Genomic DNA, 25,465 nt, shown 5'->3' with positions numbered 1-25,465 from the left:
ATACCTCTATGCAGCTGTGATTAGTTAGCTGTAAAATCACATTTTATTCAGTTAAATGTAAACGCAGTGGGTGGTGTTTACGTATCACGATGATCAATACGTAATGATGTTAGATAGGAATCATATGAATAAAATTAACCACAGAAAACTATTAAACAGTAAATGGACGGCAGTTTCCCCCGTCAATAAAGAAAAGCATTTTATGATTACGGAAATGGAGTTTGACGAAGAGGGCGTTGTTATCAGCTGTGTTATTGAAGCGGTGATGTCAAAGCGTTCGATGGAAATAAATTGGCATGATTTAAAAGATCAACAGCGCTGGTTACAAGGTTGGAAGTAACCTAGGTATGCAGGTTTTAATTTTATTGGTATCTTATGAATGCATGTTGATGCTAGTGGATGAAATTTAATCATGAAAAAAATACTGATCGTTTGTTTAGGTAATATTTGCCGCTCACCGACTGCGGAGGCGGTGTTAAAGGCTAAAGCATTACAACGTGGATCACAGTTTGAAATTGACTCAGCGGGTACCGCAGGCTACCACATTGGTAATCCTCCCGATAAACGCTCGCAAGCGGCGGCACTTAAACGTGGCTATAGCTTTGAGGGGATACGTTCACGACAAGTCAACGCTCATGACTTTGAGTACTTTGATTTGATCCTCGCTGCAGATAAAGCCAATTTAGCTGATCTAACTGCACTTTGTCCGGCGCATTTGCAGTATAAGCTGTCGTTATTTTTAGCTTATGGAACCTGCGTTGATGAGATCCCCGACCCTTATTATGGTGGCGAAAATGGTTTTGAACAGGTACTTGATTTAATCGAGGATGCCAGTGACAAAATACTCGATACCTTACAAAAATAGCCCAGTCATGCTGGGCTTAAAACGTGTTTATAAACAGTATTACAAACACTGATGTTATTAGTAATTACGTGTATTTATCTGCCAATTTTAAAGTCTAGCTGCACTTGAGCTTTTGCAACCACTGCTTTTCCATCTTCAAACTTAGGGGCATAACGCCACTTTTCCATTGCTTTAATGGCTTCTTGTTCAAATGCTTCACCACCTTCAGATTTAATGATAGTGATATTTTTTACAAAGCCAGCGGTGTTAACGTCAAATTCCATTTGCACTGAACCATCTTGCCTAAACCTTGCTTTACTATCTGGGTAGTTAGGTTCTTGACGATAGAGTGGAGTTTGTTGCTGGTTTTCTTGCCACGGCACCATTTTAGCTATAGCTAAACAATGTTTGGTCGCTTCGTCACTTTTACCTGTTTTTTCATAAAGGTGAACTAATTTAGAGTGAGCACTAAGCTCTGTTTCATGATCGAAGCTAAGCGCATCATCAAATACACTTACAACTCGATTTAAACGCTCAATCGCTTTAGAATATTGTCTTTTACCTTCTGCAAAAGCGGCAACTAAAAAGTCAGCTTTGATCCGCTCTACTGAGTTCTCAGGTAAGTTTTGGCTGTAAAACTCGTCTGCCTCAAGTAGGTAACGTTTGGCTTGGTTGTATTTCTTCCCTTGAAAGCCATACGCTAATCCTTGTGCAGCAGCCAGTTTCATATCTGCTACTAATTTTGGAACTTTTTGGACCGCAGCGATTTCAATAACTTGTTTGTATAAGGCGTCGGCTCTATTTACCGAATCAGTATTGGTTGCCATACCAAGCAATGCATCGATGAGTTCAATGCTACTTGCTGGATGATTAGCCGCTAAAATAGTGTAAGCCTGCTCAAACAAGGTAAAACGTTTTTGTTTGTTTTCTGCAGGGTATTGATGAAGCTCATTAGCATAGTTTATGGCTAAATTTGCAGTGTTATCTGATTTATCTCCATAGATTTGCTTACCTAGCAAATAGGCTTGTTCAGCTTTATCTTCTGCGCCTTTGCCTTGTTGCTGTGCATTAAGGTATTGCTGGTAAACTATTTTAAATTGACTATGTATAGATTCATCGGCGTGACTATAACCAGAATAGGTGATGGCAAGACAAAGTAGTAAAGAGGAGGCTTTCATAATGTTCCTTATTATTATGTTTAATTAAATTATACCAAATAGGTACAACTATGTCATTGATTTAGAGTATCGGGTAAGAATTTTGTTTTTTGGTGGGGTGGAATTGTCGATTTAGCGCAGGGCAATGCTTGAATTGCGAGTAACTGCCTCAATATAGTTATTACTCATTGCGGTGTTGTATTATTTTCAATGCAGTTTGTTTTTGTGATATTATCACGTTTGCATTATCGCATTACTTTTTAATTTTGGATTTGTCGTGGCGCAAGTAAGAGCTAGAGTCCAGCTAAATGTTGGCAAAAACAGTGATATACCCGCAGAAATCGTGTCATTTAGCGATTTAAAAGATGGCCAAGAGCATGTTGCTTTGGTGTTTAATCGTGCTGATAGCGAGCAGTCTGTGCCGCTTATTCGTATGCATTCTGAATGTTTAACCGGTGATGTATTTCATTCATCACGGTGTGATTGTGGTGAACAACTCAACGAATGTATTGAAATGATGCATCAACAAGGTGGTATTTTACTTTATTTACGCCAAGAAGGGCGTGGTATTGGTTTATACAATAAAATTGACGCCTATGTATTGCAATCACAAGGTATGAATACCTATGAAGCAAATAATCATTTGGGCTTTGCTGATGACTTACGTGACTTTTCTGACGCGGTATTAATGCTAGAAGCGATGGGGTTGGCTCATGTAAAGCTGATGACCAATAATCCTAAAAAGCTTAATGCCTTGAAAGATGCAGGTATTGAAGTTGAATCAGTGGTTGGCACGCATGCACACATTAAAGCTGGTTTAGCGGGCAATAAAGCATACTTAGAGACGAAAATTAAGCATGGTGCGCATATGTTAGATATAAAGAAGATTAAAAAACCGTAATTTTAAGCTGTCGTCTATGTAATCCCATCCAACGCCGAGTTATACTCGGCGTGTTTTGTTGTTAATTTAAGAGCAAGTATGTCAATTGAATTACGAGTATTTAAGGCCGATGCAGGGCTGAAATGGTTTAAAGCAGGCTGGCTTATTTTTAAAACTCAGCCTTTTACCTTTATTTTTATGCACTTATTTATAGGTATTATTGGTTTACTATCGCTATTTTTACCTTTCTTACAAATTATAGCAGCCATCGCCACGCCGTTTTTAACTGCGGGGTTTTATCAAGCGGTGATCACCAAACAGCAAGGCGGCAAAATTATGTTGGCCGATATCCTAAAACCGTTTACCGCCAAGGGTAATCGCATGGGGCTGCTACGTTTAGCGCTCTATCAAATGGCGGCCGGTGTATTGATGGCTTTGCTAGCTGGGGGTTTATTTTCCGAAGCGATTGCGATTATGAGTAATCCGAATGTCGATCCTAACATTGCCTTGCAGCAAGTAATTGATAGCATCTCGATGGCAAATGTTGCGCTGTTTTTAATTGCGTTATCGGTGTATTTAACGGCTTTTTCTTATGCGGTGCCGTTGGTTTATTTTAATCAACAAAAACGTATTTTTGAGGTGCTAAAAAGTTCATTTATGGTGTTTTACCACAACATGGCACCATTGAGTGTATATGGGGCAATTATTGCAGGCTTGATGATGCTTTCAATGTTTTTATCATTCTTGCCGCTGTTGGTTTTAATGCCAATTTGCTACATTAGCTTTTTTGTTTCTTATCAAGCTATTTTTATGCCGATCGTACCGCCTGCAGAGGCAGAGCCTGTTGCGCCGCAGCATAATGATCAAAGCGGTCGTTTTGACGCATAATGGCTGAAGAAATGGATGAAGCATTACAAAAGAAGTTAAAAAATTATGTACTTTGGTTACTCGGGCGCCAAGAATATTCGCGTCGAGAGTTAACCCAAAAATTACAGCAAAAAGAGGCGACGCCTGAATTTATCGAAGCTTTATTAGATTGGTGTGAAGAGCACAATTTTATAAATGAGCAGCGTTATGTTGAAGGTTTTGTACGTCGTCACATTGCTAAAAAACATGGCTTAAAACGTATTCAAAGCGAAGCCATGGGCAAAAGGATTGACCGAGCACTGTTAGAAAGTGTGATTGAATCATTCGAAATTGATTGGTTTGGGTTAGCGCAGGATGCGTATTTAAAGAAGTATTCAAATTCACAGGACGACTTCGATCACAAAGAAAAAGCTAAGCGCGTGCGCTACTTAATGTATCGAGGGTTCAGTTACGAACAAATAGATTTTGCAATGCAAGCACAGTAAAAATGGGTGAGACGTTCACATGCAGCACATGACTACCGCACAGATCAGGCAACAGTTTTTAGATTTTTTTGCCTCTAAACAACACCAAATTGTTCCATCAAGCTCGCTTATTCCGGGTAACGATGCGACGTTATTATTTAATAACGCCGGCATGGTGCAATTTAAAGATGTATTTTTAGGCGCCGAAAGCCGCCCTTATAACCGCGCAACTAGCTCACAACGTTGTGTGCGTGCCGGTGGTAAGCATAACGATTTAGAAAATGTAGGCTACACAGCACGCCACCATACATTTTTCGAAATGTTAGGTAACTTCAGCTTTGGTGATTACTTTAAGCAAGACGCGATTAAGTTTGCGTGGGAGTTTTTGACTGACGTTGTAAAACTGCCGAAAGAAAAACTGCTCGTTACTATCTACCATGATGATGAAGAAGCATTTGGTTATTGGGCTAACGAAATTGGTTTGCCTGAAGATCGCATTATTCGTATTGCTACTTCAGATAACTTCTGGTCAATGGGTGATACTGGCCCGTGTGGTCCATGTTCTGAAATTTTTTATGATCATGGCGAACAGATTTGGGGCGGACCTCCTGGCTCACCTGAAGAAGATGGCGACCGTTTCATTGAAATTTGGAATCTGGTATTTATGCAGTATAACCGTCAAAGTGACGGTACGATGGAGCCGCTTCCTAAGCAGTCTGTTGATACAGGTATGGGTCTTGAGCGCATTGCTGCAATTTTACAAGGCGTGCATTCAAACTACGAAATCGATTTATTCCAAGGCTTAATTAAAGCTGCTGCAGAAGTTACCAATGCACAAGATATGGATGATAAATCACTGCGCGTAGTGGCGGATCATATTCGTTCATGTGCGTTTTTAATTTCTGATGGGGTTATGCCATCAAACGAAGGCCGTGGTTATGTACTGCGTCGTATCATTCGTCGTGCAGTTCGCCATGGTAACAAGCTTGGCGCACAAGGTTCGTTCTTCTATAAGTTAGTTGCTGCGCTAATCGAACAAATGGGTCAAGCGTATCCAGAGCTTGCAAAACAGCAAGAAATCATCGAAAAAGTACTGCGCATTGAAGAAGAGCAGTTTGGCAAAACTCTTGAGCGTGGTTTAGCTATTTTAGAAGAAAGCCTGACTGATTTAACTGGCGATGTGATTCCAGGTGAATTGGTATTCAAATTATATGACACCTATGGTTTCCCTGCCGATTTAACCGCAGATGTAGCGCGTGAGCGCTTTATGACGATTGATGAGCAAGGCTTCCAAGAGTGCATGGCTGTACAGCGTAAAACTGCACAACAAGCTGGTAAATTTGGTGCTGACTATAACCAGCAATTAAAGTCTGACAAACACACTGACTTTAAAGGCTATGACGCAACGCACTATAGTGGCACTGTGATTGAAATGTTCGCGCAAGGTGAAGCTGTATCAGTACTTGAAGATGGCCAACAAGGCATTGTGGTACTAGATCGCACACCATTTTACGCTGAATCTGGTGGCCAAGTTGGCGACACCGGCACATTAACGGTAGCTGGCGGTGAGTTTACAGTAACTAATACTACTAAACTTGGTAATGCATTCGCGCATCACGGAACAGTGATGGGCCGTATTGGTGTGAATGATAAAGTTGACGCTAACATTGATGATAAGCGCCGTGATCGTGTTAAAAAGAATCATACAGCGACGCATATTTTACACGAAGCACTACGTCAGTTATTGGGCGATCATGTGTCGCAAAAAGGTTCACTCGTAGACCCTGAACGTTTACGTTTTGACTTCTCGCATTTTGAAGCAGTCACGAAAGCTGAACTACGTGAAATTGAGCGAGTTGTGAATGACGAGATCCGTCGTAACTTTGCACTAAATACTGAGCTGATGGCAATCGATGCCGCCAAAGAAAAAGGCGCAATGGCGTTATTTGGTGAGAAGTACGATGATGAAGTTCGCGTAGTGACTATTGGTGATTACTCTATAGAACTGTGTGGCGGTACTCACGTAAATCGTGCTGGTGATATCGGTTTATTCAAAATAGTTTCTGAGAGCGGTATTGCTGCCGGTGTGCGTCGTATTGAAGCGGTAACGGGTGCTGATGCAATTGCTTATGTAAGTGAGCAAGAGCAGCACCTAAACGACGTAGCGGCTCTTGTTAAAGGCGACAGCGCATCAGTACTTGAAAAAGTAACAGCCTTGCTTGAAAAGTCAAAAGGGCTTGAAAAACAAATAGCACAGCTAAGCGACAAGCTAGCCAGTGCTGCGGGTGCATCATTAATTGATTCAATTGTTGAAATTAACGGTGTTAAATTACTTGTGGCAAACGTTGAAGGCACTGAATCAAAAGCCTTACGCGGCATGGTTGATGACCTTAAAAACAAGATTGGCTCAGGTGTTATTGCACTTGGTGTTGCTGATGGCGACAAAGTAAGCTTAATTGCTGGTGTGACTAAAGACTTAACTGGCAAAGTGAAAGCCGGTGAGCTGGTAAATCACATGGCATCACAAGTTGGTGGTAAAGGCGGCGGTCGTCCTGATATGGCGCAAGCTGGTGGCTCTGAGCCGCAAAACTTAACTGCAGCACTTGATAGCGTAACAGCTTGGTTAACTGAGCGTACTTAAGAGCGTAGTACGTAAAGTTGATTTAACACTTTAGGAGGCTCAATTGAGTCTCTTAAGGTGTTTACTCTAAATCTGCTTTAACAGCTAAGCCACGTCCTAAATTTATAGCTAAAACGGCATACCTTACTAAATACACACTACCGCATTTTTTATTGCCACTGGATTTACCTTAATTACGAAAAAACTCGGAACCATCCCCATAAACTCTCCACAGCGATGATAAAACTAATTTTTATTGAAACTTTTTCTCGATAACTGCGTCCAAATAGTTAAGATTAATCATAACTTTGAAAAAATAGGCTATGCTTATATCGACTACCGTTATAGTGCACAGAAAAGATTTTAGTAACTACTTGAAGTATTAAATGACAACCACCATTATATTAACAGTAAAGAAATTTCTGTTGGTTGCTCAGTTGCTAAAGTCGCCATTGAGGCAGTGAGTATGAAATCATATCCTAGTGTAGTAAGTTTGTTTTTATAGATTAACGTAAACACGTATCAAGATCTGATATTAAAATATTAGTTTGAATAGATGAAACATACTTAGAATTGGCAATAGGCGCATTATAAAGAGTTTTTTTAACAGAAAATGAATCGATTTAGAGTTTTTACTTACTATTAAGGCTTATTTTCTTTAATATACAGACGCGGAATCTTTTAATTTATTGGAATACGGGAGCAAGAGAATGCTAATACTAACTCGTCGAGTAGGTGAAACCCTAATGATTGGTGACGAAGTAACTGTCACTGTACTAGGTGTTAAAGGAAATCAAGTACGTATTGGTGTTAATGCACCTAAAGACGTTTCGGTACACCGTGAAGAAATTTACATGCGTATTCAAGCTGAAAAGTCTAACCCGAATCCGGGCAATGCTTAATCAATTTAATTGATATGAAAGAGCCACTATTTAGTGGCTCTTTTTTTTATGTATTCAATAATCTCATCACTCAGTACGCTGTTTGAAATATACTGCATACCGCGACGGCTTTTCAAAATAATACCGCGAACAGTAAAAATTACTTCATCGATATCTTGCCATGCTAGCTGATAGCTTTTATGTGGGTTTTCGCTTTTAAAACCGCTTTCATCAATAGTTAACGTTGCCTCAGAGCCTGATGCTCGACTAAGCATTTGCCGCGTTACCCACCAAGGCCTGCGATAATAAAAAGCAACACATTCAAGTACTGCGGCCATGATCAAGAAATTTCCTAAATAGTGTTTTTCTAACCAATAAATAGCTGTAAGTCCTAAACTAACCAATAATACTAAAAAAACATATTTCGGCTTTGCTTGTGCGCTGTAAGGCAGAGACTCATCAAAACATTCGTAAAAGTAGGGTTTATCTAATGTATAAGTGGTGCTAAATGACATGATTAACAAATTCAGGATTACTGTGCGGTTATTTTAGCAAGCTTAGTCGCAAAAAGCCGTTCTTTTAACTGTTCATTTTTTTGTTACTATGAGAGCTTAAGATCTATTTGCATGATAGGGGATGGTGATGTTTAGTTTAATTGGTTTGACTTGGGCGCTGTCCAGTAATGCGTTTTTGGTGATGGGGGATATGCCATATACTCCAATTGATGAAATGAATTTAGCGCCAACAGGGGCTTTGGGTAAAAAAATAAAAACGACTGAGCATGCTTTTTTGATCCATGTTGGCGATATGAAATCCGGTTCTGAGCCTTGCAAAAATGAGTTGCTTGAGAAGCATAAACAGTTACTTACCTCTTTAACTACGCAGCCATTTATTTACACCCCCGGTGACAATGAATGGACTGATTGCGACCGAAAAAATTTAATTCCTCGTTATGATGAATTAGAGCGCCTGGTATATTTAAAAACCTTGATGTTTGATGATAAATATCTTGAAAAAGCCAATACCTTAGTTGATTTTCAGCAACAGCCTAGCATGCACGAAAATGCGCGTTGGCGCCTTGCTGATGTAGAGTTTATCACGCTGCATATTGCAGGTACCCACAATGGCCGTCGAGAGGTGTTAAAAAGTGATAAACAACTTGCTTATCAACAAGCTGACACAAGAGACGCCAACAACCTTAACTGGTTAGCGCAAGCAAATCCAACAGCCAAAGGTTATGTGGTTGCTTTTCAAGCAGATATTTACACCCATCAAACAGCACAACCGGCATGCAGTAAAACTCAGCCAGAACAGTGTGATGGTTTTAAAGTGTATCGCGATGCTTTGGCGGAATTTGCAAACACAGTAAAAAAGCCGGTATTAGTGATCCACGGTGATACTGGCCCTTATTGTCAGCAACCATTATCCGAAAATTTAACGCGACTTAATGTACCCGGTGATTTTATGTTTAGTGACATTGCCAAAGTAAGTCTGGTGCAACAAAATACAGATGTAACTTGGCAGATCAGTAGCTTAAAAAGTGGTAAACCACTTAAGCGGATCTGCCGTTAATGTTCGGCTAAGCCGGCATCGGTCATCAGGTTTTCAAGTTCGTCTTGCAGCTCAAAAAGCTCAGGCTCAATATAACTTAAATCACAATCGCCTTTTAACGCGGTTTCCAGTGCTTCAGCGAGTGCTTTGAGCTTGGGTACGCCAGTGTAACAACAAGCACCGTGAAATTTATGAATAATACTTAGCACATGTTCGCAATCTTGGCTGGCGGTTGCTTCTTCAAGTAGTCGCAGGGTTTCTGGCACACTGAGTAACAACATATTAAGCATTTCAAGCGCCAGTTCGTTTTTACCGCCGGCACGTTGCAGTGCTAATGGCCAATCTAGTGATGAGCTAACAAAAGGAGGCTCACTAGCAATCAGGTCATTACGGCTTTTGTCACGTCGCAGCGGTGATTGCGGGCTATGATCACTAATAATCTGTTTCAACATATCTTCATCAATAGGTTTAGTTAAATAGCCTTTAAAACCATCGGTAATAAGTTGCTCTTTTTCGCCCGCTAAGGCATGCGCTGTGACAGCAATAATAGGAGTATCTTCGTTTAAGGATGATTCTAGGATCAGTTTACAGGCGGTAATACCGTCCATAATTGGCATTTGAATATCCATAAAAATAATGTCGTATTTATGGCTTTTGCTCAAACTATAGGCTTGTGAGCCATTATGAGCGGTATCAATAGTTTCAATTTGCTCTTCTAGTAAAGTACAAATTAACTTTAAATTGGCATCATTATCATCAACGACTAATACTTTTAGTGGTAATAATTTCTCGTCATTTTCTTCAATATTATGCACGGGATGATCGAGTCGATAAGGTGCTGCAAGCACTTCACAGAGCTTGCGATGGTTGAGCGGTTTACTTAAACACGCATCTGCACCACAGCCAATATAAGCTTCGCGCATATTGTGCGATACCGAATTAAGCATTAAATACAGATAGTCAGTCGATTCACGGACTGCTTTGATATAGCTTTTTAAGCGTTGCATTTCGTCAACTGCGGCAACATGGCCGATAATACAAATATCGTAATTAAACTCTTTATTTAACTCTTGTAAAAAAGTTTCTTGATCAAAGCACGCTGTGACCTTTGTTTGCCACTCGGTGAGTAAAGATAGCACTGCATGATGGGTATGTTCATGGGGTTCTAGGTATAAAATACGTTTATTTGCGAGAGATTTACTTGGCAAGTCGCTATTATAAATATGGCTTGGTAGTCTAAATACGCCATTAAAAGTAAAGCAGGTACCATTACCCGGCGCTGAGTTTAAAGTAATACGGCCACCCATGGTTTCAACTATGTGCTTGGTAATAATTAAGCCAAGGCCTGTGCCACCAAATTTACGGGTAATGCTTGAATCAGCTTGGCCAAAAGGAGTGAACAAAGCATCTTGTTTATCCATTGGAATGCCAACGCCAGTATCGGTTACTGACACTAACACTGAGGTACGTTCTTCATCAAGTAAACGATGGCCAACATCAATTTTAATTGAGCCTTTTTCAGTAAACTTAATTGCATTACTAATCAAGTTGATCAGGACTTGCTTAAACCTGGTTGGATCACCTGTTATGTTGTCAGGCACTAGTGAGTTGATATAAATCGATAGCTCTAATTGTTTTTCATGCGCACTAGGTGCCAGTAGTGTAAGTACTTCGTTTATTGTGTCTCGTAGTTGAAATTGAATGGACTCAAGTTCCATAGCGCCCGCTTCAAGCTTTGAAAAATCTAAAATATCGCTGATGATAGTCATTAAACTATTGGCTGATAGTTCGATGGTATCGAGGTAATCTTTTTGGTGTTTATTAAGCGGTGTTTTATGTAATTGACGAGTAAAGCCAATGACACCATTGAGTGGTGTGCGTAATTCGTGACTCATTTTCGCTAAAAAGTCCGATTTTACGCGGTTGGCGTCTTGGGCGTCGGTTTTAGCAATACTGAGCTGAATATTCTGTGTTTCGTATAATTCTAACGACTCGCGCAAGTCACTGGTTGCCTGATCGATGTGCTTCTGCATTTCATCTTTTTGCATCACCATAGTATCAGAAATGGTGTTTAGCCCTTGGCGTAATAACTCAAACTCGCCCATCATCGGAGCGGTTAGGCCGGTTTCTCTTTTCCCTTCGATTAATTTGTCAGTAGCCAGTACTAACTTATTTAATGGGGTCATAAACATATGGCTAAGCCTGATGGCTAAAATAGCCGCTAACACTAAGGCTAAAATAATCACGATACCGCTGACTAATAATGCTTGTTGCTGACCAATAATCGCTTGGTCTTTGTTGAGCTGAATCACCACAGTGCCAAGAGATGTTTGAAACGCTGCATTATTCCATTGAGCGTCTGGCGTTGAGTGATTGATGATCGGCGTAAAAAATGTAATTAGGTGATCGCTGGGCAGTACCTTGGTGTTTTTTCCTGCTTGCAAGTATTCATTGTGCAGTAGATCATCAAAGTCACGGTGATAGTTACTGGTTAATACCAGTTCATTATGCTCGTCAAAAATTGCGATGGTTTTAATTGCTGGAGAGTGTTTATTATGCGCATGGCTGATCAAACGGTTTAGTAGCTGTTTATTTTTTGCTAATAATGGCTGCTCAATGGCAATCGACAGTGGCTCTGAGATAGTCGCACCTTGCTGATATAAAATTTCATCAAGCTCAATGTAACGATTTATTGTAAAATAGCCGCCAAGTAGTAATCCGATAATCACTGTGGGAATAAGTGTTAGCGTTAAAACTGAGTCGCGCAAACCAAGTTTAGTCATAAGTGAACGTTGTTATCATTATTAGTTAGTTAAAGAGTATATACTTATAAGCTAGTAATCAATCACCCTCGTAGAATCAATATTTAAGGTGTTGCCCGATGGCGCAGTTTTTCCAAGCAAAAAAGAAAACCCTTTCTGGGCAGTCGTTAACTTTAGCCATTTCAGGAATGGATCATCAAGGTCGGGGGATTGCCAAGCATAATAATAAAGTGTGCTTTGTTAGCGGTGCACTGACAGGTGAAACGGTTAAGGCCAAACTAACCGAAGATAAAGCTCGTTATAGCGCGGCTAAAACGATAAAAGTTGAGCAGGCCAGTGAAGCACGGGTTAAACCGTTTTGCGAACATTATCAACAATGTGGTGGTTGCCAATTACAGCATTTGCGACTTGATCAACAATTAGTTGAAAAGCAAGTGGCGGTGAGCCAGCTGTTTTCAAAGTTTGCCAAGCTTGATGCAATGAACTGGCAAGCCCCGTTATTGAGCGAGCCGACGCACTACCGTCGCAGTGCGCGGTTAGCGGTGATGTTTGATAAAACCGCAAAAAAAATGCGGGTTGGTTATCGCGCGCAAGGTTCTAAACAAATTGTCAGTGTGCAGCAGTGTGCAGTACTGAGTGACGATTTTGCCGCAATTTTTACTGTTTTTGATCAGTTATTAAACCAATATGGCGAACTTCGCAGTGTTAGCCATATACAATTATGCCAAGCAGATGAGCAAAATTTTGTGGTGATCCGCCACACTAAAAGCATCAGTGATAAGCTAAAAGCAACTGTTGAGCAGCAGGGGCTTGACCATCAGTGGCAAATAATATGGCAAGGAGATACTCAGCAAATTAATCACAGCCATTTACCTATGCCGTTTTATAGCTTACCTGAACTTGGACTAAAATTTACGTTTGGGCTGGAAAACTTTATTCAAGTCAATGCGCAGGTAAATCAAGCTATGCTTTCTCAAGCGGTTGACTGGCTGAATTTAAAAGGGGACGAACAGGTACTAGACCTATTTTGTGGGATTGGTAACTTCGCTTTAGCGCTGGCAAACAACGCAAAAAGTGTAATTGGTGTTGAAGGAGTGGCTTCTGCGGTTGCAATGGCGGCGCAAAATGCGCAAACTAACCATATAGCCAATGCTCATTTTCATTGTTTTGATTTAACACAAACAATGCAGCAAGCTCCGTGGTTTAGTAAAGAGTTGAATGTATTAGTACTGGACCCTTCACGTACCGGTGCCTTAGCTATTTTAGAGCAACTGCCTCTGAAGCAATTTAAAACGATTTTATATGTATCTTGCGACCCTGTTACTTTAGCCCGTGACAGCGCAATTATTACGCAAGCTGCATTTTCACTTGAAAAAATAGGGCTAATGAATATGTTTCCACACACGGGGCATATCGAAACGATGGCGTTATTTCAACGGAGGTAGAGCGCATTATGGTAGCTACTCGGCAATCACACCAACACGACAAACCGGGTGATTTTAGCACACGACTTGGTTTACTTAACTTAACGCAAGAAAAGCGCGAACTATTAAGTAAAGCGAATACCCTTTGCGCTGAACTGCATAATCATCAGCAACAAAATATTGCCATGGAAATGGTCGAAATTTTGGTGGAAATGAATCTCGATGCAGACACCCTCGCTACCGCATATATTACGCCGAGTTTTTTGGCTAATCTAATCGACATCGATACAGTAAGCGATGTGATGGGGAGCCATGTGGCAACTCTGCTAACGGGTGTTGCACAAATGGCTACTATTAGCACTTTGGCTCATCAAGGTACTGGCACCGTTCAAGTTGATAATATACGCCGTATGTTATTGGCGATGGTTGAAGATGTGCGCGCTGTGGTTATTAAACTTGCTGAGCAGGTATGTCATTTACGAGAGGTTAAAAACGCCAACGAAGAAGAGCGGGTGATTGCTGCAAAAGAAACCGCTGATATCTTTGCGCCACTTGCTAACCGGTTAGGGATTGGGCAATTAAAGTGGGAGCTGGAAGATCTATCGTTTCGCTATTTGCACCCTGATGTGTATAAAAATATTGCCAAGCAATTGGATGATAAGCGCCTAGGTCGCGAAGCTTATATGGTAGATATGGTTGAGCAAGTTAAAACTAAACTGGCTCAAGCAGGTATTAAAGGCGAGGTATATGGTCGGCCAAAACATATCTACAGTATTTACAAAAAAATGGCGCAAAAGAATTACGAGTTTGACCAGTTATTTGATATTCGCGCCATGCGTATTGTGGTGGATGAATTGCAAGATTGTTACGGTGCGCTGGGGATCGTACACACCAATTGGCGCCATCTAAATAAAGAATTTGATGATTATATTGCCACCCCTAAACAAAATGGTTATCAATCTATTCATACCGTAGTATTTGGCCCAGAAGGCAAAACGGTTGAAATCCAAATTCGTACCCACGCGATGCACCAAGATGCTGAGCTCGGAGTCGCTGCGCACTGGATGTATAAAGAAGGGGCGTTACCTGGGCGTGGTTCTGGGTATGAGCAAAAAATTAGCTGGTTGCGTAAATTATTGCAATGGCAAGAAGAAGTGGTTGATGGCAGCGATTTAGCCGAAGAGCTAAAAAATCAAGTGGTCGAAGATCGGGTGTATATTTTTACCCCCCGTGGCGATATTTTTGATTTACCGCTGGGCGCAACACCATTGGATTTTGCTTATTATATTCACTCAAATGTCGGCCATCGTTGTATTGGTGCAAAAGTATTTGGCAAAATTGTGCCTTTTACCCATCAATTACACACTGGCGATCAGGTTGAAATTTTAACCCAAAAACAACCGAATCCTAGCCGCGATTGGTTAAATCCATCACTGGGATATATTAAATCATCCCGCGCGAGAGCGAAAATACACCACTGGTTTAAACAACTCGATCGCGATAAAAATCTCAGTGCTGGTAAAGAAATTCTAGATAACGAATTGCAAAAGCTCGATTTGACCTACAAAAACTTAGAGCCGGCTATTATTCGCTATAACTTTAAAGAGTTAGATGACTTAATGGTTGCGATTGGCGCCGGCGATGTGCGTTTAAATCAGTTGCTGAATTTTATCACGGATCGCTCTGATGACGAGCCCGTCATCCGCTTTAAGAACCCGACTAAAATCAGCGGTGATAAAAATGGTATCGTGGTTGATGGGGTTGGTAGTTTAATGAGCCATGTGGCTAAATGTTGCCGCCCAGTTCCTGGTGAGTCAATAATCGGTTATATCACGCAAGGGCGTGGCATAGGTGTGCATAGGACTGATTGTGATTCTTTTAATAATCTAAGAACACAACATCCTGAGCGTGTTATTGCGGTTAGTTGGTCAGACGAAATTAACGGCTCTTATGCTCTGTGTATTAAAATTGAAGCAAGTGACAGAGCTGGGCTTATACGTGATATTAGTTCGGTACTGGCCAATGAAAAAGTTAATGTGCTGAATATGAATATGGAAACCGTAGACGACCGCCAATTAGCGTTGTTTACCATGCAAGTGGAAGTACATGATTTATCAAGTACCAATCGATTACTATCAAAATTAGATCAAATCGAAGGCGTGCATGAAGCAAAACGTAGTCATTAGGAATGTAAATGAACCAGACAACTAATACCTCGACGAATACCTTAACTGAGTTATTAGCCATTATGGCTAAATTACGTGATCCAGCAACAGGCTGCCCGTGGGATTTAAAGCAAGACTTTACATCCATCGTACCGCATACCTTAGAAGAAGCATACGAGGTAGCCGATTGCATTGAAAAAGGTGATTTCGATGAGCTTAAAAATGAACTGGGTGATTTACTCTTTCAAGTGATTTTTTATGCGCAATTGGCACAAGAGCAAGGGTTATTTGATTTTAATGATGTAATGGCTGGGCTAAATAATAAGTTAGTGCGTCGCCATCCACATGTATTTGCCGATCAGCAAGGGCTGACTGAACAACAACTCAGTGAGCAGTGGCAAACTATAAAAGCACAGGAGCGGGCAGCAAAAGCTGAACCGCAGAGCAACACATTATGGCAAGATATACCTGCAAATCTGCCTAGTTTGAGTAAAGCCAAAAAAATTCAGCAGCGGGTTGCAGGATTAGGCTTTGATTGGCCTAGTTATCATGGTGCATTAGATAAAGTGGCTGAAGAAGTTGATGAAGTAAAAGAAGCGTTAGCCGTTGATCCATTTTCAGCACACAGCGCAGAAGAAATCGGCGATTTATTGTTTGCTACAGTTAATGTAGCACGGCATATTAAACGTGACCCAGAGCAATTATTACGTAGTGCCAACGATAAGTTTTCAGCGCGATTTGAAAAAGTACAAGCCTATTTATGTGAGCGTGGGCAATCGCTTGATACAGCAACCCTTGCTGAAATGGATGCCGCATGGGATGCGATAAAAAAGCAGCAGTAAATAATGCGAAACGCTGAGTGCGTTTTTTGTGCAGAGAATTACTAACTTTCGCTGGATTGATGGCAGTGCCTTTGCTATAATTTCGCCCCGTCTTGATTCTATATTTTTCCTTTTAATTCCTGATATTCTAGGGTTCGCATGAGTACAAAATTTATCTTCGTTACCGGCGGGGTTGTTTCCTCGTTGGGTAAAGGTATTGCAGCAGCATCGTTGGCAGCTATTTTAGAGGCCCGTGGTTTAAATGTTACCATTTTAAAGCTGGATCCTTATATCAACGTTGACCCAGGCACAATGAGCCCAATTCAACATGGTGAAGTATTTGTCACCGAAGACGGCGCTGAAACCGATCTTGATTTAGGTCACTATGAACGTTTCATCCGTACCAAAATGACAAGCCGTAACAACTTCACACAAGGTCGTGTATATGAAGATGTGCTGCGTCGTGAGCGTCGTGGTGAGTACCTTGGTGCAACAATTCAGGTTATTCCACATATTACCAACGATATTAAGCAACGTGTTTATGACGGTGCTGAAGGCCATGATGTGGCACTCGTTGAAATTGGTGGAACGGTTGGTGATATTGAGTCACAACCATTCTTAGAAGCAATTCGTCAGCTTGGCACAGAGATTGGCCGTGAGCGCGCATTGTTTATTCACTTAACGTTAGTGCCATTCTTAGGCCCTGCGGGTGAAGTGAAAACCAAACCAACACAGCATTCTGTTAAAGAGTTACGCTCGATTGGTATTCAACCAGATATTCTTATCTGTCGTTCAGATCGTAAATTACCAAATAACGAACGTGCAAAGATTGCTCTTTTCACTAACGTTGAAGAAAAAGCGGTTATTTCATTACCAGATGTAGACAGCATTTATAAAATTCCTGCGCTATTAAAATCGCAAGAGCTTGATAACTTTGTATGTCGTCGCTTCCATCTTGATTGCCCTGAAGCTGATTTAGTTGAGTGGGAACAAGTGTTATACCAAGAGTCAAACCCAACGGGTGAAGTGACTATCGGTATGGTTGGTAAATACATTGAACTACCTGATGCCTATAAATCTGTAAACGAAGCACTTAAACATGCAGGTCTTAAAAATCGTTTAACAGTAAACATTCAATATGTTGATTCACAAGATGTTGAAAGTAAAGGTACTGAGTTACTAGCTAACCTTGATGCTATTTTAGTTCCTGGTGGTTTTGGTGGTCGCGGTGTTGAAGGTAAAATTTTAGCGGCAAAATATGCCCGTGAAAATAAAGTACCTTACCTTGGTATCTGTTTAGGTATGCAAGTTGCGCTAATTGAGTATGCACGTAATGTTGCAGGCTTATTAGATGCAAACTCAACCGAGTTTAATGCTAACTCGTCAAGCCCTGTGGTTGGTTTGATCACTGAATGGTTAGATGCGGAAGGCAACATTGAAACACGTAGCGAAAAATCTGATTTAGGTGGCACTATGCGTTTAGGCGCACAAAAATGTCATTTAACACCAGGCTCAAAAGTACGTGAAGTATATGGTAGTGATGAGATTGTTGAACGTCATCGTCATCGTTACGAAGTAAACAATAATTTTGTTGAACAGCTTGAAAAAGCTGGCTTGAGTTTCACTGGTTTATCGGAAGATAAGAAGCTAGTTGAAATCATCGAGAATAAAGATCACCCGTGGTTTATTGCGGCTCAATTCCACCCGGAATTCACCTCAACACCGCGTGATGGTCATCCGCTATTTGAAGGGTTTGTTGCCGCTGCGCATATTCATCAAAAAGCGTCATCGTAATGTGAATAAGCCGTGCACTATGCACGGCTTATTTGTTTTTAAAGCCGACGGCATTAAGGAAAATTAATAAAGTCGGAGTAGACTCACCATTTTGGGAAAAGAGGAATCAAGATGTCAAATATCGTAAAAGTGATCGGTCGCGAAATTATGGATTCGCGTGGTAACCCAACTGTAGAAGCTGATGTTCATTTAGCTGACGGTTCATGGGGCCGCGCTGCTGCACCATCAGGTGCATCAACAGGTACTCGCGAAGCACTAGAATTACGTGATGGTGATAAAGCACGTTACTTAGGTAAAGGTGTATTAAAAGCGGTTGGTTTTATTAATAATGAAATCGCGACAGCCTTAGCTGGCCAAAATGCACTAGAGCAAAGCACTGTTGACCAAGTAATGCTAGATTTAGATGGTACCGAAAATAAAGAAAAACTAGGTGCAAATGCAATCTTAGCAGTGTCATTAGCAACTGCAAAAGCTGCTGCACAATCTAAAAAAGTAGAGCTTTATGAGCACATTGCTGACTTAAACGGTACACCAGGTGTTTATTCTATGCCGTTACCAATGATGAACATCATCAATGGTGGTGAGCATGCTGATAACTCAGTTGATATTCAAGAATTCATGATCCAGCCAGTTGGCGCTGCCAACTTCCGTGAAGCGCTTCGCATGGGTGCAGAAATATTCCACAGCCTTGCCAAAGTACTTAAAGCTGATGGTCATTCAACCGCAGTGGGTGATGAAGGTGGTTTTGCACCAAACCTTGCCTCTAACGAAGCGGCACTTGCAGCAATTAAAGTTGCTGTTGCTAATGCAGGCTACGAGTTAGGCAAAGACATTACTCTAGCACTTGATTGTGCTGCGTCTGAGTTTTACGACAAAGAAGCAAATATCTACGACCTTAAAGGCGAAGGTAAAAAATTCACGTCAGAAGAGTTTAACTACTTCTTAAAAGATCTAACTGAACAGTACCCAATCGTGTCTATCGAAGATGGCCTTGATGAGTCTGATTGGGACGGCTTTGCACACCAAACAAAATTACTTGGCGATAAGATCCAATTAGTTGGTGACGATTTATTCGTTACAAACACTAAGATCTTAAAGCGTGGTATCGACAACGGTATTGCTAACTCAATCTTAATCAAGTTTAACCAAATTGGTTCACTAACTGAAACGTTAGCTGCAATCAAAATGGCTAAAGACGCTGGTTTCACTGCTGTTATTTCTCATCGCTCAGGCGAAACTGAAGATTCAACGATTGCTGATTTAGCAGTGGGTACTGCAGCTGGTCAAATCAAAACAGGTTCATTGAGCCGTTCTGATCGTGTAGCTAAGTACAACCAATTGCTACGTATTGAAGAGCAATTAGGCGCTAAAGCACCTTTTAATGGTCTTAAAGAAGTTAAAGGTCAGTAATTCTTTTATAAGAAGCTGATTTAAACTTTTGAAAAATCCTCGCAAATGCGGGGATTTTTTGTAGTTATAGCTTAGTTAAAAACGATGTAACTCCTCCCAGTATTTTATCTTATACAGTTGCTTATTTAGGTAATTAATCATTGTAATGCCTGTAATTTTTATGTAAATTGCATAAGTTAAATGAACTTCTGCTGAACAATGTCGGCAGCTAAATAAAAATTTCCAGTTGTAAGGAATAATGGAATGAAAAGAATAATAATTATGGTTTTAACCGTCATTTTAGTTGGCTGTGGCACAACTCCTCAACCTACTGTTCAATTAGAAGACAATCACTTTATTAATCAAGAAAGAAAAGTTGGTCTTTACTTTATACGTGGTGATAAAGCGACTACACATATTTACGGCGCAAATTGTTTACTTTGCTATGGCGTTGCCTCGTCTTTGACCAGCTCATTAGATAATCATTTAGAGAGCCTATCGACTGACGATATTGACTCTTTAAAAGGGCTTATTGAAGATGAGTTCAAGCAACGCACAAATTATGTACTTGCTATTGATGATGAAAAGTTGATTGATAAACTACCAAAATTTAAAGGTGAGTTAGGCTTTGCAAAGCAAGATTTTCGTGGTTTAAAAGATAAGTACGATATTGATATTTTGGTGGTGGCTAACATCCAACGCTTTGGTGCATATCGCAGCTTTAGTAGTTATGTACCAAATGGTGATCCGCAAGGTTACATTCAAGGATTGGTTTACACAGTTGATTTAAATACAAACCAATATATCCAGTACAAAAGTGTAGATGAGAAAGTTCAACCTGAAGGTGTGTGGGATGAGCCCGCTGAATTCCCTGGTGTCACTACGGCATATTATCAAGCAATAGAAAACGTTAAGGTATTGATCCGAAAATCAATTTAAATTCTATGAAGCCGTGGTTTATAGATCACGGCTATGCATTTTATAGGGAATGAATATGAGGATATTACTGTTATTAGCGATCAGTTTATTTTTAACTGCATGTAATTCAACTCCAAAGCGTGATGATTATACACAACATGTTAATCGTCAAACTGATGCTATTTCGCAAGATAACTTTACGTTTACTTTTGAAACTAAAGAAAATTTTGATATTCGTGGAGTATATAGTCAAGACTCCACTATCGATGACAAGCCAATAATGTATTCAGGGGCAGCTGGGGTAGCGGGAATGGTGGCACAAATTGCTGCACATGCTGCAACTTCATCTGCTTTTCAAAATAGCAAACTGGCACAACAGCAATTAGAAGCAAATAACGCTGTTGCTGAATTTATAAAGTTAACCGAGGACTTTAAAAATGAAGATTTTATCGATAACTATAAACAGTTTTATGTAAGTACGCCTGAAGCTACAACTGTTTTTATTAAGCCTATTTATTTTGTAAATGAAAAAATGAATCAAGTCACGGTAAAAGCCAAAGTTTGGATAGTCGATAAAAAGAGCAAGAGCCGGAAGCCTGTTTACATTTATAAAAACTTAGTTAGTGTTACTTCTAAAGTTATAACAAATGAACAAAGACAGGTTATATTTTCAGGTGGTTCTGAGCAATTACGAAAGCACTTCTCAGGTTTACTTGGCAATTTAATTGAATTGGCTCAGTCTGAGCTCGCTTTTTCTTTTAAAAATAGCAATGCCAAAGAAGCGTCGCATATCGTTCTCGTTAACGGTAAAAACAAGCTTATTAGAGGGAAAGTTGTAGCCCAAGATTGTCAATATACTACAATTCAAAATACGCGTAAGTGGCTCTTACGTTATGCTAATGAATTACTTAATAATTGGCAGTCATGTGAGCAGAGTGTTCAGAATAGTGTCGCTATCTGAGTAGTTACAGCTGAAATTGCTGCTTCAAAATCTGCCCTGTAAAGCTGGTTTTTAAATAAAAACCACGGGGTAGGGTTTTAATAATTTGCCCGTTTGGACCGATTGCATCGGTGACTATTCTGCTGTTAGCTGCTTTTGGGCGAATTTGCATCGCATCCCCTAAATGCCCTGAGATCTCATCAATACGTCCCAGTGCAATCAACTCCATTTGCTCTTCCCAGTCTCGCTGTAACTGCGCATCTTGCTCAGCGGAGGGTTGCCATAAAAAGCCACTGCCAATGGTCCTATCAAATGGCACAATGTCTCGCTCGCCTAGAATGGGTAGCCACAAGACATGATTGAGTTTTTTACGCACATTACTTTGCTGCCATGTCATACCTGTGACATTTAATAACGGTGTCACAGACACAAAAGTGGTCTCTAATGGTTTGCCTTTATATGAGATTGGTAACGTTTTAAGTTCAATCCCGAGCTCTTCAAAATCAGGGGTTGGTTTGGAACCTGCCGTTGCACCTAATGCATATTCAATCAATTGTCCCGTCCAGCCTTTTTCCTTTAATAAATGCTCAGGTGTTTTAAACTGATAATGACTTGCTAATTGGCCTAATGTCAGCCCTGAAATGTTGCTAACACGTTGCATTAATTCATTGATTGAATGTGGTTTTATCGGTTTCATAGCGAGTTATTTGGTTGTATAAATTCACTACTCATGATAGCAAAAGAGTTTAACCGTGGATATCTTTGCGTTTGGGTGTTTTTTGTTCAGTGATGGTTTGCTGTGTTTTTAGGCAAGGTGAAACTTGCTGACTTTAAGCTTAATGTATTGAATTTAATGGTTTTTAACTGTTAAATTTGCAAAGCCTTTAAGCTGTGTTGAAAACTTGTTGGGATAAATACATAACTATGAACAATGTTATCCACAGAAACTGTGGAAAAGGCAAGTTATTGGATCTGTTATTGTGGATTTGTTTGCAAAATGAGCTGTATAAACTAAAGTTATGCACAAGCTGTGAGTAAGATGCGTAAAACTCTGAATATTGTTTGCCGTATTGCAGGTAATGTGGAACAATCATTAAAAATCGACTTACAAATGAGGCACTAAGGTGATTGATGCCGAAGGTTTTCGTGCCAATGTCGGAATTGTAATTTGCAATAATCAGGGACAGGTCTTTTGGGCCAGACGTTATGGTCAGCATTCTTGGCAGTTTCCTCAAGGTGGTGTTGATAGTGGCGAAACAGCAGAGCAGACCATGTTTCGTGAATTACACGAAGAAGTCGGCTTGCGTCCTGAAGATGTAGAAATTGTCGCAAGTTCAAAACATTGGTTACGTTATAAATTGCCCAAGCGTTTGATCCGCCGAGACTCCAGTCCGGTGTGTATTGGGCAAAAGCAAAAATGGTTTTTATTGAAACTGCGTTGTAAAGACGAAGACGTCAACTTACTAAAAACACATCATCCGGAATTTGATGATTGGCGGTGGGTAAGTTATTGGTATCCGGTAAGGCAAGTTGTATCGTTTAAACGCGATGTTTATCGCCGTGTTATGAAAGAATTCGCACCCTTTGCGATGCCTTTTAATAAACGTGAACAGTCCAAAGATACTTGGCGCCATAAAGGTAAATAATATAAAGGAGCAGTATTATGCTGGCTACACTCAGAGCTATTGCCGAGTCCGTTTCGCAACAAGCGAGTTTGGATAGTGCGCTAGCATGTTTTGTTGAAATGGTGAAAGATGCCATGAAAACTGAGTGCTGCTCCATTTATTTTGCTGATTACAGTCAAGATAATTTTGTATTAATGGCAACCAGAGGGCTTAATCCCGCAGCCGTGGGTAAGTTTAGAATCGGTTTTACCGAAGGTTTAGTTGGCTTAGTAGCACAACGAGAAGAACCTATTAATATTGCCTTTGCCAAGTCTCACCCCCGTTTTAAACTCTCTCCTGAAGTGGACGAAGAAGGCTTCAACGCATTTTTGTCTGTGCCTGTAGTTCATCAAAAAAAAGTACTGGGCGTTATTGTTGTACAACAGAAAATTGCCCGTGTATTTAGTCAAGATGAAGAGTCTTTTTTAATTACGTTATCTGCGCAACTAGCGTCGCAATTAGCCCATGCAGAAATCAAAGAAGTTCTTCGCCAAGATGAGTTTTCTCATCAGACCTCGGTGCTAAAAGGGGTTTCTAGCGCGCCAGGAATTGCGATAGGGCAGGCGTTTGTTATTCTGCCGAAACTTGACTTTAAATCGATAGAATTAAAAAAAGACGATAACTGTATTGAGCAACGCCGCTTATTTACTCAAGCTGTTGCTGCAACCCGCAAAGAATTTAACACCTTGTCGATGACTCTTAGCGATTCCATCCCTAAAGAAGCGTTGGCAGTATTTGAGGTGTATCAGCAACTACTGGATGCAAAAAGTTTAGGGCAGAATGTTGAAGCACAGCTGCAAGAGGGCTGGTGTGCAAAAAGTGCATTGAAAATAGTGATCGAACGATTGATCTCCCAATTCAATGCCATGCAGGATCCTTATATCAAAGAGCGTGCTGTTGATGTTAAAGATATCGGCCTGCGCGTACTGCATCACCTCGTAAATACTGAACACGCAGTAAAAAGTTATCCTAAAGATACAGTACTGATCGCTAATACTTTAACCCCAGCCATGCTTGCAGAAGTGCCTAAAGGCCATTTAGTTGGCGTGGTGAGTGTTAACGGTGCGGCAAATAGTCATGCGTCAATTTTAACCCGTGCCATGGGGATCCCTGCAATTTGGGGTATTGAAGATTTACCGTTATTGCAGTTTGATGGTAAACCAATGATTTTAGATGCATACGCAGGGCGATTATATATTTCGCCTTCGCAAATGCTACAAGATGAGTATTTACAATTACAGCACCAAGAAAGTCTATTAAACGACAAGTTTGTGGCTGAGCAAGAATGCGATGCAGTGACATTAGATGGCGAGCATATTAGCTTGTTGCTCAATGCTGGTTTGGAACTCAATACTGAAAAAGCTAACACCAAAGTCTGTGATGGCGTTGGCTTATACCGAACTGAAGCCTGGTTTATGCAAAAAGGCCAGTTTCCATCACAAATAGAACAAGAGAATTGGTATCGCGAAGTATTAGCCAGTTATCATCCAGAACCTGTAGTGATGCGTACGCTTGATATTGGTGGTGATAAAGCACTTGATTACTTTGATATTACTGAAGAAAACCCATTTTTAGGCTGGCGGGGTATTCGTGTCACATTGGACCACCCAGAGATCTTTTTAGATCAGCTCAAAGCCATGGTTAGAGCAAATATTGGTTTAGGTAATTTAAAAATTATGCTGCCAATGATAAGCGGTACCGAAGAGGTTGATGAATCTTTAGCGTTGTTAGAGCAAGCCTATTTTGAACTGGAAGAAAAATACCCAGAGCAAGCCATTGAACGCCCAGAGATTGGCGTAATGTTAGAAGTCCCTTCAAGTGTATTTATGCTCCCTGAATGGTCTAAAAAAGTAGATTTTTGTTCTGTGGGTAGTAACGATTTGACGCAATACTTACTTGCCGTCGATCGTTCTAATGCGCGTGTTGCTGATTTATTTAATCCCTATCATCCTGCGGTATTAAGAGTACTGCAAAAAGTTGCAAAAGAGTGTCAGCAATATGAAATGTCCTTTAGTTTATGTGGTGAATTAGGTGGCGATCCTGAAGGTGCAATACTGCTGATTGCGATGGGTTATCGACGCTTGAGTATGAACTACTCATCATTAAGTAAAGTTAAATGGGTATTAAGACGTTTAAAAGCCAGCGATATGGAAGCATTACTGGCGGAGTGTTTAGCACAATCTACTGCAAAACAAGTGCTTAGGTTAACGCGTAATTTTATGATTGAGCATCAACTTGGTGAATTATTTTATACCCCAAACCAGGCTTCTTAGTAGCCTAAACGAGTGCTGTAAAGATTCGATATAATCGATTAGTATATGCAT

Annotated in this window: 21 protein-coding genes; 17 read left to right on the top strand and 4 right to left on the bottom strand. The window is 40.5% G+C overall.

Translation table 11 applies throughout. From position 1 onward, the window contains the following. Positions 1-124 precede the first annotated feature (124 nt). Both PVK79_RS18325 and PVK79_RS18320 read left to right on the top strand, forming a co-directional pair. Positions 125-340: a TIGR02450 family Trp-rich protein gene (locus PVK79_RS18325; protein WP_145240894.1), complete on the top strand. Its 216-nt coding sequence runs from the start codon at positions 125-127 to the stop codon at positions 338-340. 72 nt (positions 341-412) lie between these two features. Further along, complete coding sequence (locus tag PVK79_RS18320; RefSeq protein WP_145240896.1) at positions 413-865, top strand: low molecular weight protein-tyrosine-phosphatase; 453 nt, start codon at positions 413-415, stop codon at positions 863-865. 74 nt (positions 866-939) lie between these two features. Here PVK79_RS18320 and PVK79_RS18315 read toward each other — a convergent pair whose 3' ends face one another. Further along, entirely contained in the window at positions 940-2,022 is a 1,083-nt protein-coding gene (locus PVK79_RS18315) for an energy transducer TonB (protein WP_257326316.1), read from the bottom strand. A 256-nt stretch (positions 2,023-2,278) separates the two neighbouring features. Here PVK79_RS18315 and PVK79_RS18310 point away from each other — a divergent pair, with 256 nt between their 5' ends. From PVK79_RS18310 to csrA, 5 genes are all read left to right on the top strand, one after another. Next, positions 2,279-2,902 carry a GTP cyclohydrolase II gene (locus tag PVK79_RS18310; RefSeq protein ID WP_145240900.1) on the top strand — a complete coding sequence of 208 codons (624 nt, stop codon included), beginning with the start codon at positions 2,279-2,281 and terminating at the stop codon, positions 2,900-2,902. 78 nt (positions 2,903-2,980) lie between these two features. After that, positions 2,981-3,769: a BPSS1780 family membrane protein gene (locus tag PVK79_RS18305; protein WP_145240902.1), complete on the top strand. Its 789-nt coding sequence runs from the start codon at positions 2,981-2,983 to the stop codon at positions 3,767-3,769. Between the two features lie 11 nt (positions 3,770-3,780). Continuing rightward, a complete protein-coding gene (locus PVK79_RS18300; protein ID WP_182718042.1) occupies positions 3,781-4,233 on the top strand; it encodes a regulatory protein RecX in 453 nt (150 codons plus the stop codon). Between the two features lie 19 nt (positions 4,234-4,252). Then, on the top strand, positions 4,253-6,853 hold the full coding sequence (alaS, locus tag PVK79_RS18295) for an alanine--tRNA ligase (protein WP_145240904.1): 2,601 nt from the start codon (positions 4,253-4,255) through the stop codon (positions 6,851-6,853). Between the two features lie 689 nt (positions 6,854-7,542). After that, a complete protein-coding gene (gene csrA / locus PVK79_RS18290) occupies positions 7,543-7,734 on the top strand; it encodes a carbon storage regulator CsrA (protein ID WP_004587515.1) in 192 nt (63 codons plus the stop codon). 26 nt (positions 7,735-7,760) lie between these two features. Here csrA and PVK79_RS18285 read toward each other — a convergent pair whose 3' ends face one another. Then, positions 7,761-8,228: a YcxB family protein gene (locus PVK79_RS18285; RefSeq protein WP_257326313.1), complete on the bottom strand. Its 468-nt coding sequence runs from the start codon at positions 8,226-8,228 to the stop codon at positions 7,761-7,763. 127 nt (positions 8,229-8,355) lie between these two features. Between PVK79_RS18285 and PVK79_RS18280 the strand changes: the two genes are divergently transcribed. Then, on the top strand, positions 8,356-9,285 hold the full coding sequence (locus PVK79_RS18280; protein ID WP_257326312.1) for a hypothetical protein: 930 nt from the start codon (positions 8,356-8,358) through the stop codon (positions 9,283-9,285). Here PVK79_RS18280 and barA read toward each other — a convergent pair. Further along, positions 9,282-12,047 (bottom strand): two-component sensor histidine kinase BarA, encoded by a 2,766-nt coding sequence (gene barA / locus PVK79_RS18275; RefSeq protein ID WP_257326311.1) that lies wholly within the window; start codon positions 12,045-12,047, stop codon positions 9,282-9,284. The genes PVK79_RS18280 and barA overlap by 4 nt on opposite strands. 98 nt (positions 12,048-12,145) lie before the next feature. Between barA and rlmD the strand changes: the two genes are divergently transcribed. The 7 genes from rlmD (at position 12,146) to PVK79_RS18240 (ending at position 21,498) form a co-directional block, all read left to right on the top strand. Continuing rightward, positions 12,146-13,471: a 23S rRNA (uracil(1939)-C(5))-methyltransferase RlmD gene (gene rlmD, locus PVK79_RS18270; protein ID WP_145240912.1), complete on the top strand. Its 1,326-nt coding sequence runs from the start codon at positions 12,146-12,148 to the stop codon at positions 13,469-13,471. Between the two features lie 8 nt (positions 13,472-13,479). Next, the gene (gene relA, locus PVK79_RS18265) at positions 13,480-15,636 is read left to right on the top strand and encodes a GTP diphosphokinase (RefSeq protein WP_182731179.1); all 2,157 of its coding nucleotides are present in this window, start codon (positions 13,480-13,482) and stop codon (positions 15,634-15,636) included. 8 nt (positions 15,637-15,644) lie between these two features. Continuing rightward, positions 15,645-16,457 carry a nucleoside triphosphate pyrophosphohydrolase gene (gene mazG / locus PVK79_RS18260; protein WP_182735246.1) on the top strand — a complete coding sequence of 271 codons (813 nt, stop codon included), beginning with the start codon at positions 15,645-15,647 and terminating at the stop codon, positions 16,455-16,457. 138 nt (positions 16,458-16,595) lie between these two features. After that, positions 16,596-18,230, top strand: coding sequence for a CTP synthase (pyrG, locus tag PVK79_RS18255; RefSeq protein WP_145240916.1), 1,635 nt, complete (start codon positions 16,596-16,598; stop codon positions 18,228-18,230). A gap of 111 nt (positions 18,231-18,341) precedes the next feature. Next, positions 18,342-19,640 carry a phosphopyruvate hydratase gene (gene eno / locus PVK79_RS18250; RefSeq protein ID WP_145240917.1) on the top strand — a complete coding sequence of 433 codons (1,299 nt, stop codon included), beginning with the start codon at positions 18,342-18,344 and terminating at the stop codon, positions 19,638-19,640. 243 nt (positions 19,641-19,883) lie between these two features. After that, positions 19,884-20,558 (top strand): hypothetical protein, encoded by a 675-nt coding sequence (locus PVK79_RS18245; RefSeq protein ID WP_257326310.1) that lies wholly within the window; start codon positions 19,884-19,886, stop codon positions 20,556-20,558. Positions 20,559-20,613: 55 nt separating this feature from the next. After that, a complete protein-coding gene (locus PVK79_RS18240; protein WP_257326309.1) occupies positions 20,614-21,498 on the top strand; it encodes a hypothetical protein in 885 nt (294 codons plus the stop codon). 4 nt (positions 21,499-21,502) lie between these two features. On the opposite strand, the gene mutH is transcribed toward PVK79_RS18240, so the two are convergent. After that, complete coding sequence (mutH, locus tag PVK79_RS18235) at positions 21,503-22,174, bottom strand: DNA mismatch repair endonuclease MutH (RefSeq protein ID WP_145240919.1); 672 nt, start codon at positions 22,172-22,174, stop codon at positions 21,503-21,505. Positions 22,175-22,601: 427 nt separating this feature from the next. Between mutH and rppH the strand changes: the two genes are divergently transcribed. Further along, positions 22,602-23,123 (top strand): RNA pyrophosphohydrolase, encoded by a 522-nt coding sequence (gene rppH / locus PVK79_RS18230; protein ID WP_145240920.1) that lies wholly within the window; start codon positions 22,602-22,604, stop codon positions 23,121-23,123. A 17-nt stretch (positions 23,124-23,140) separates the two neighbouring features. Next, a complete protein-coding gene (gene ptsP, locus PVK79_RS18225) occupies positions 23,141-25,414 on the top strand; it encodes a phosphoenolpyruvate--protein phosphotransferase (protein WP_145240921.1) in 2,274 nt (757 codons plus the stop codon). The last annotated feature ends 51 nt before the right edge of the window (positions 25,415-25,465 follow it).

Source organism: Pseudoalteromonas rhizosphaerae (assembly GCF_028885455.1).
GTDB classification, from domain to species: Bacteria; Pseudomonadota; Gammaproteobacteria; order Enterobacterales; family Alteromonadaceae; genus Pseudoalteromonas; species Pseudoalteromonas rhizosphaerae.
Note: the sequence above shows the minus strand (reverse complement) of the source record. Positions and strands in the feature narration are given on the sequence as shown.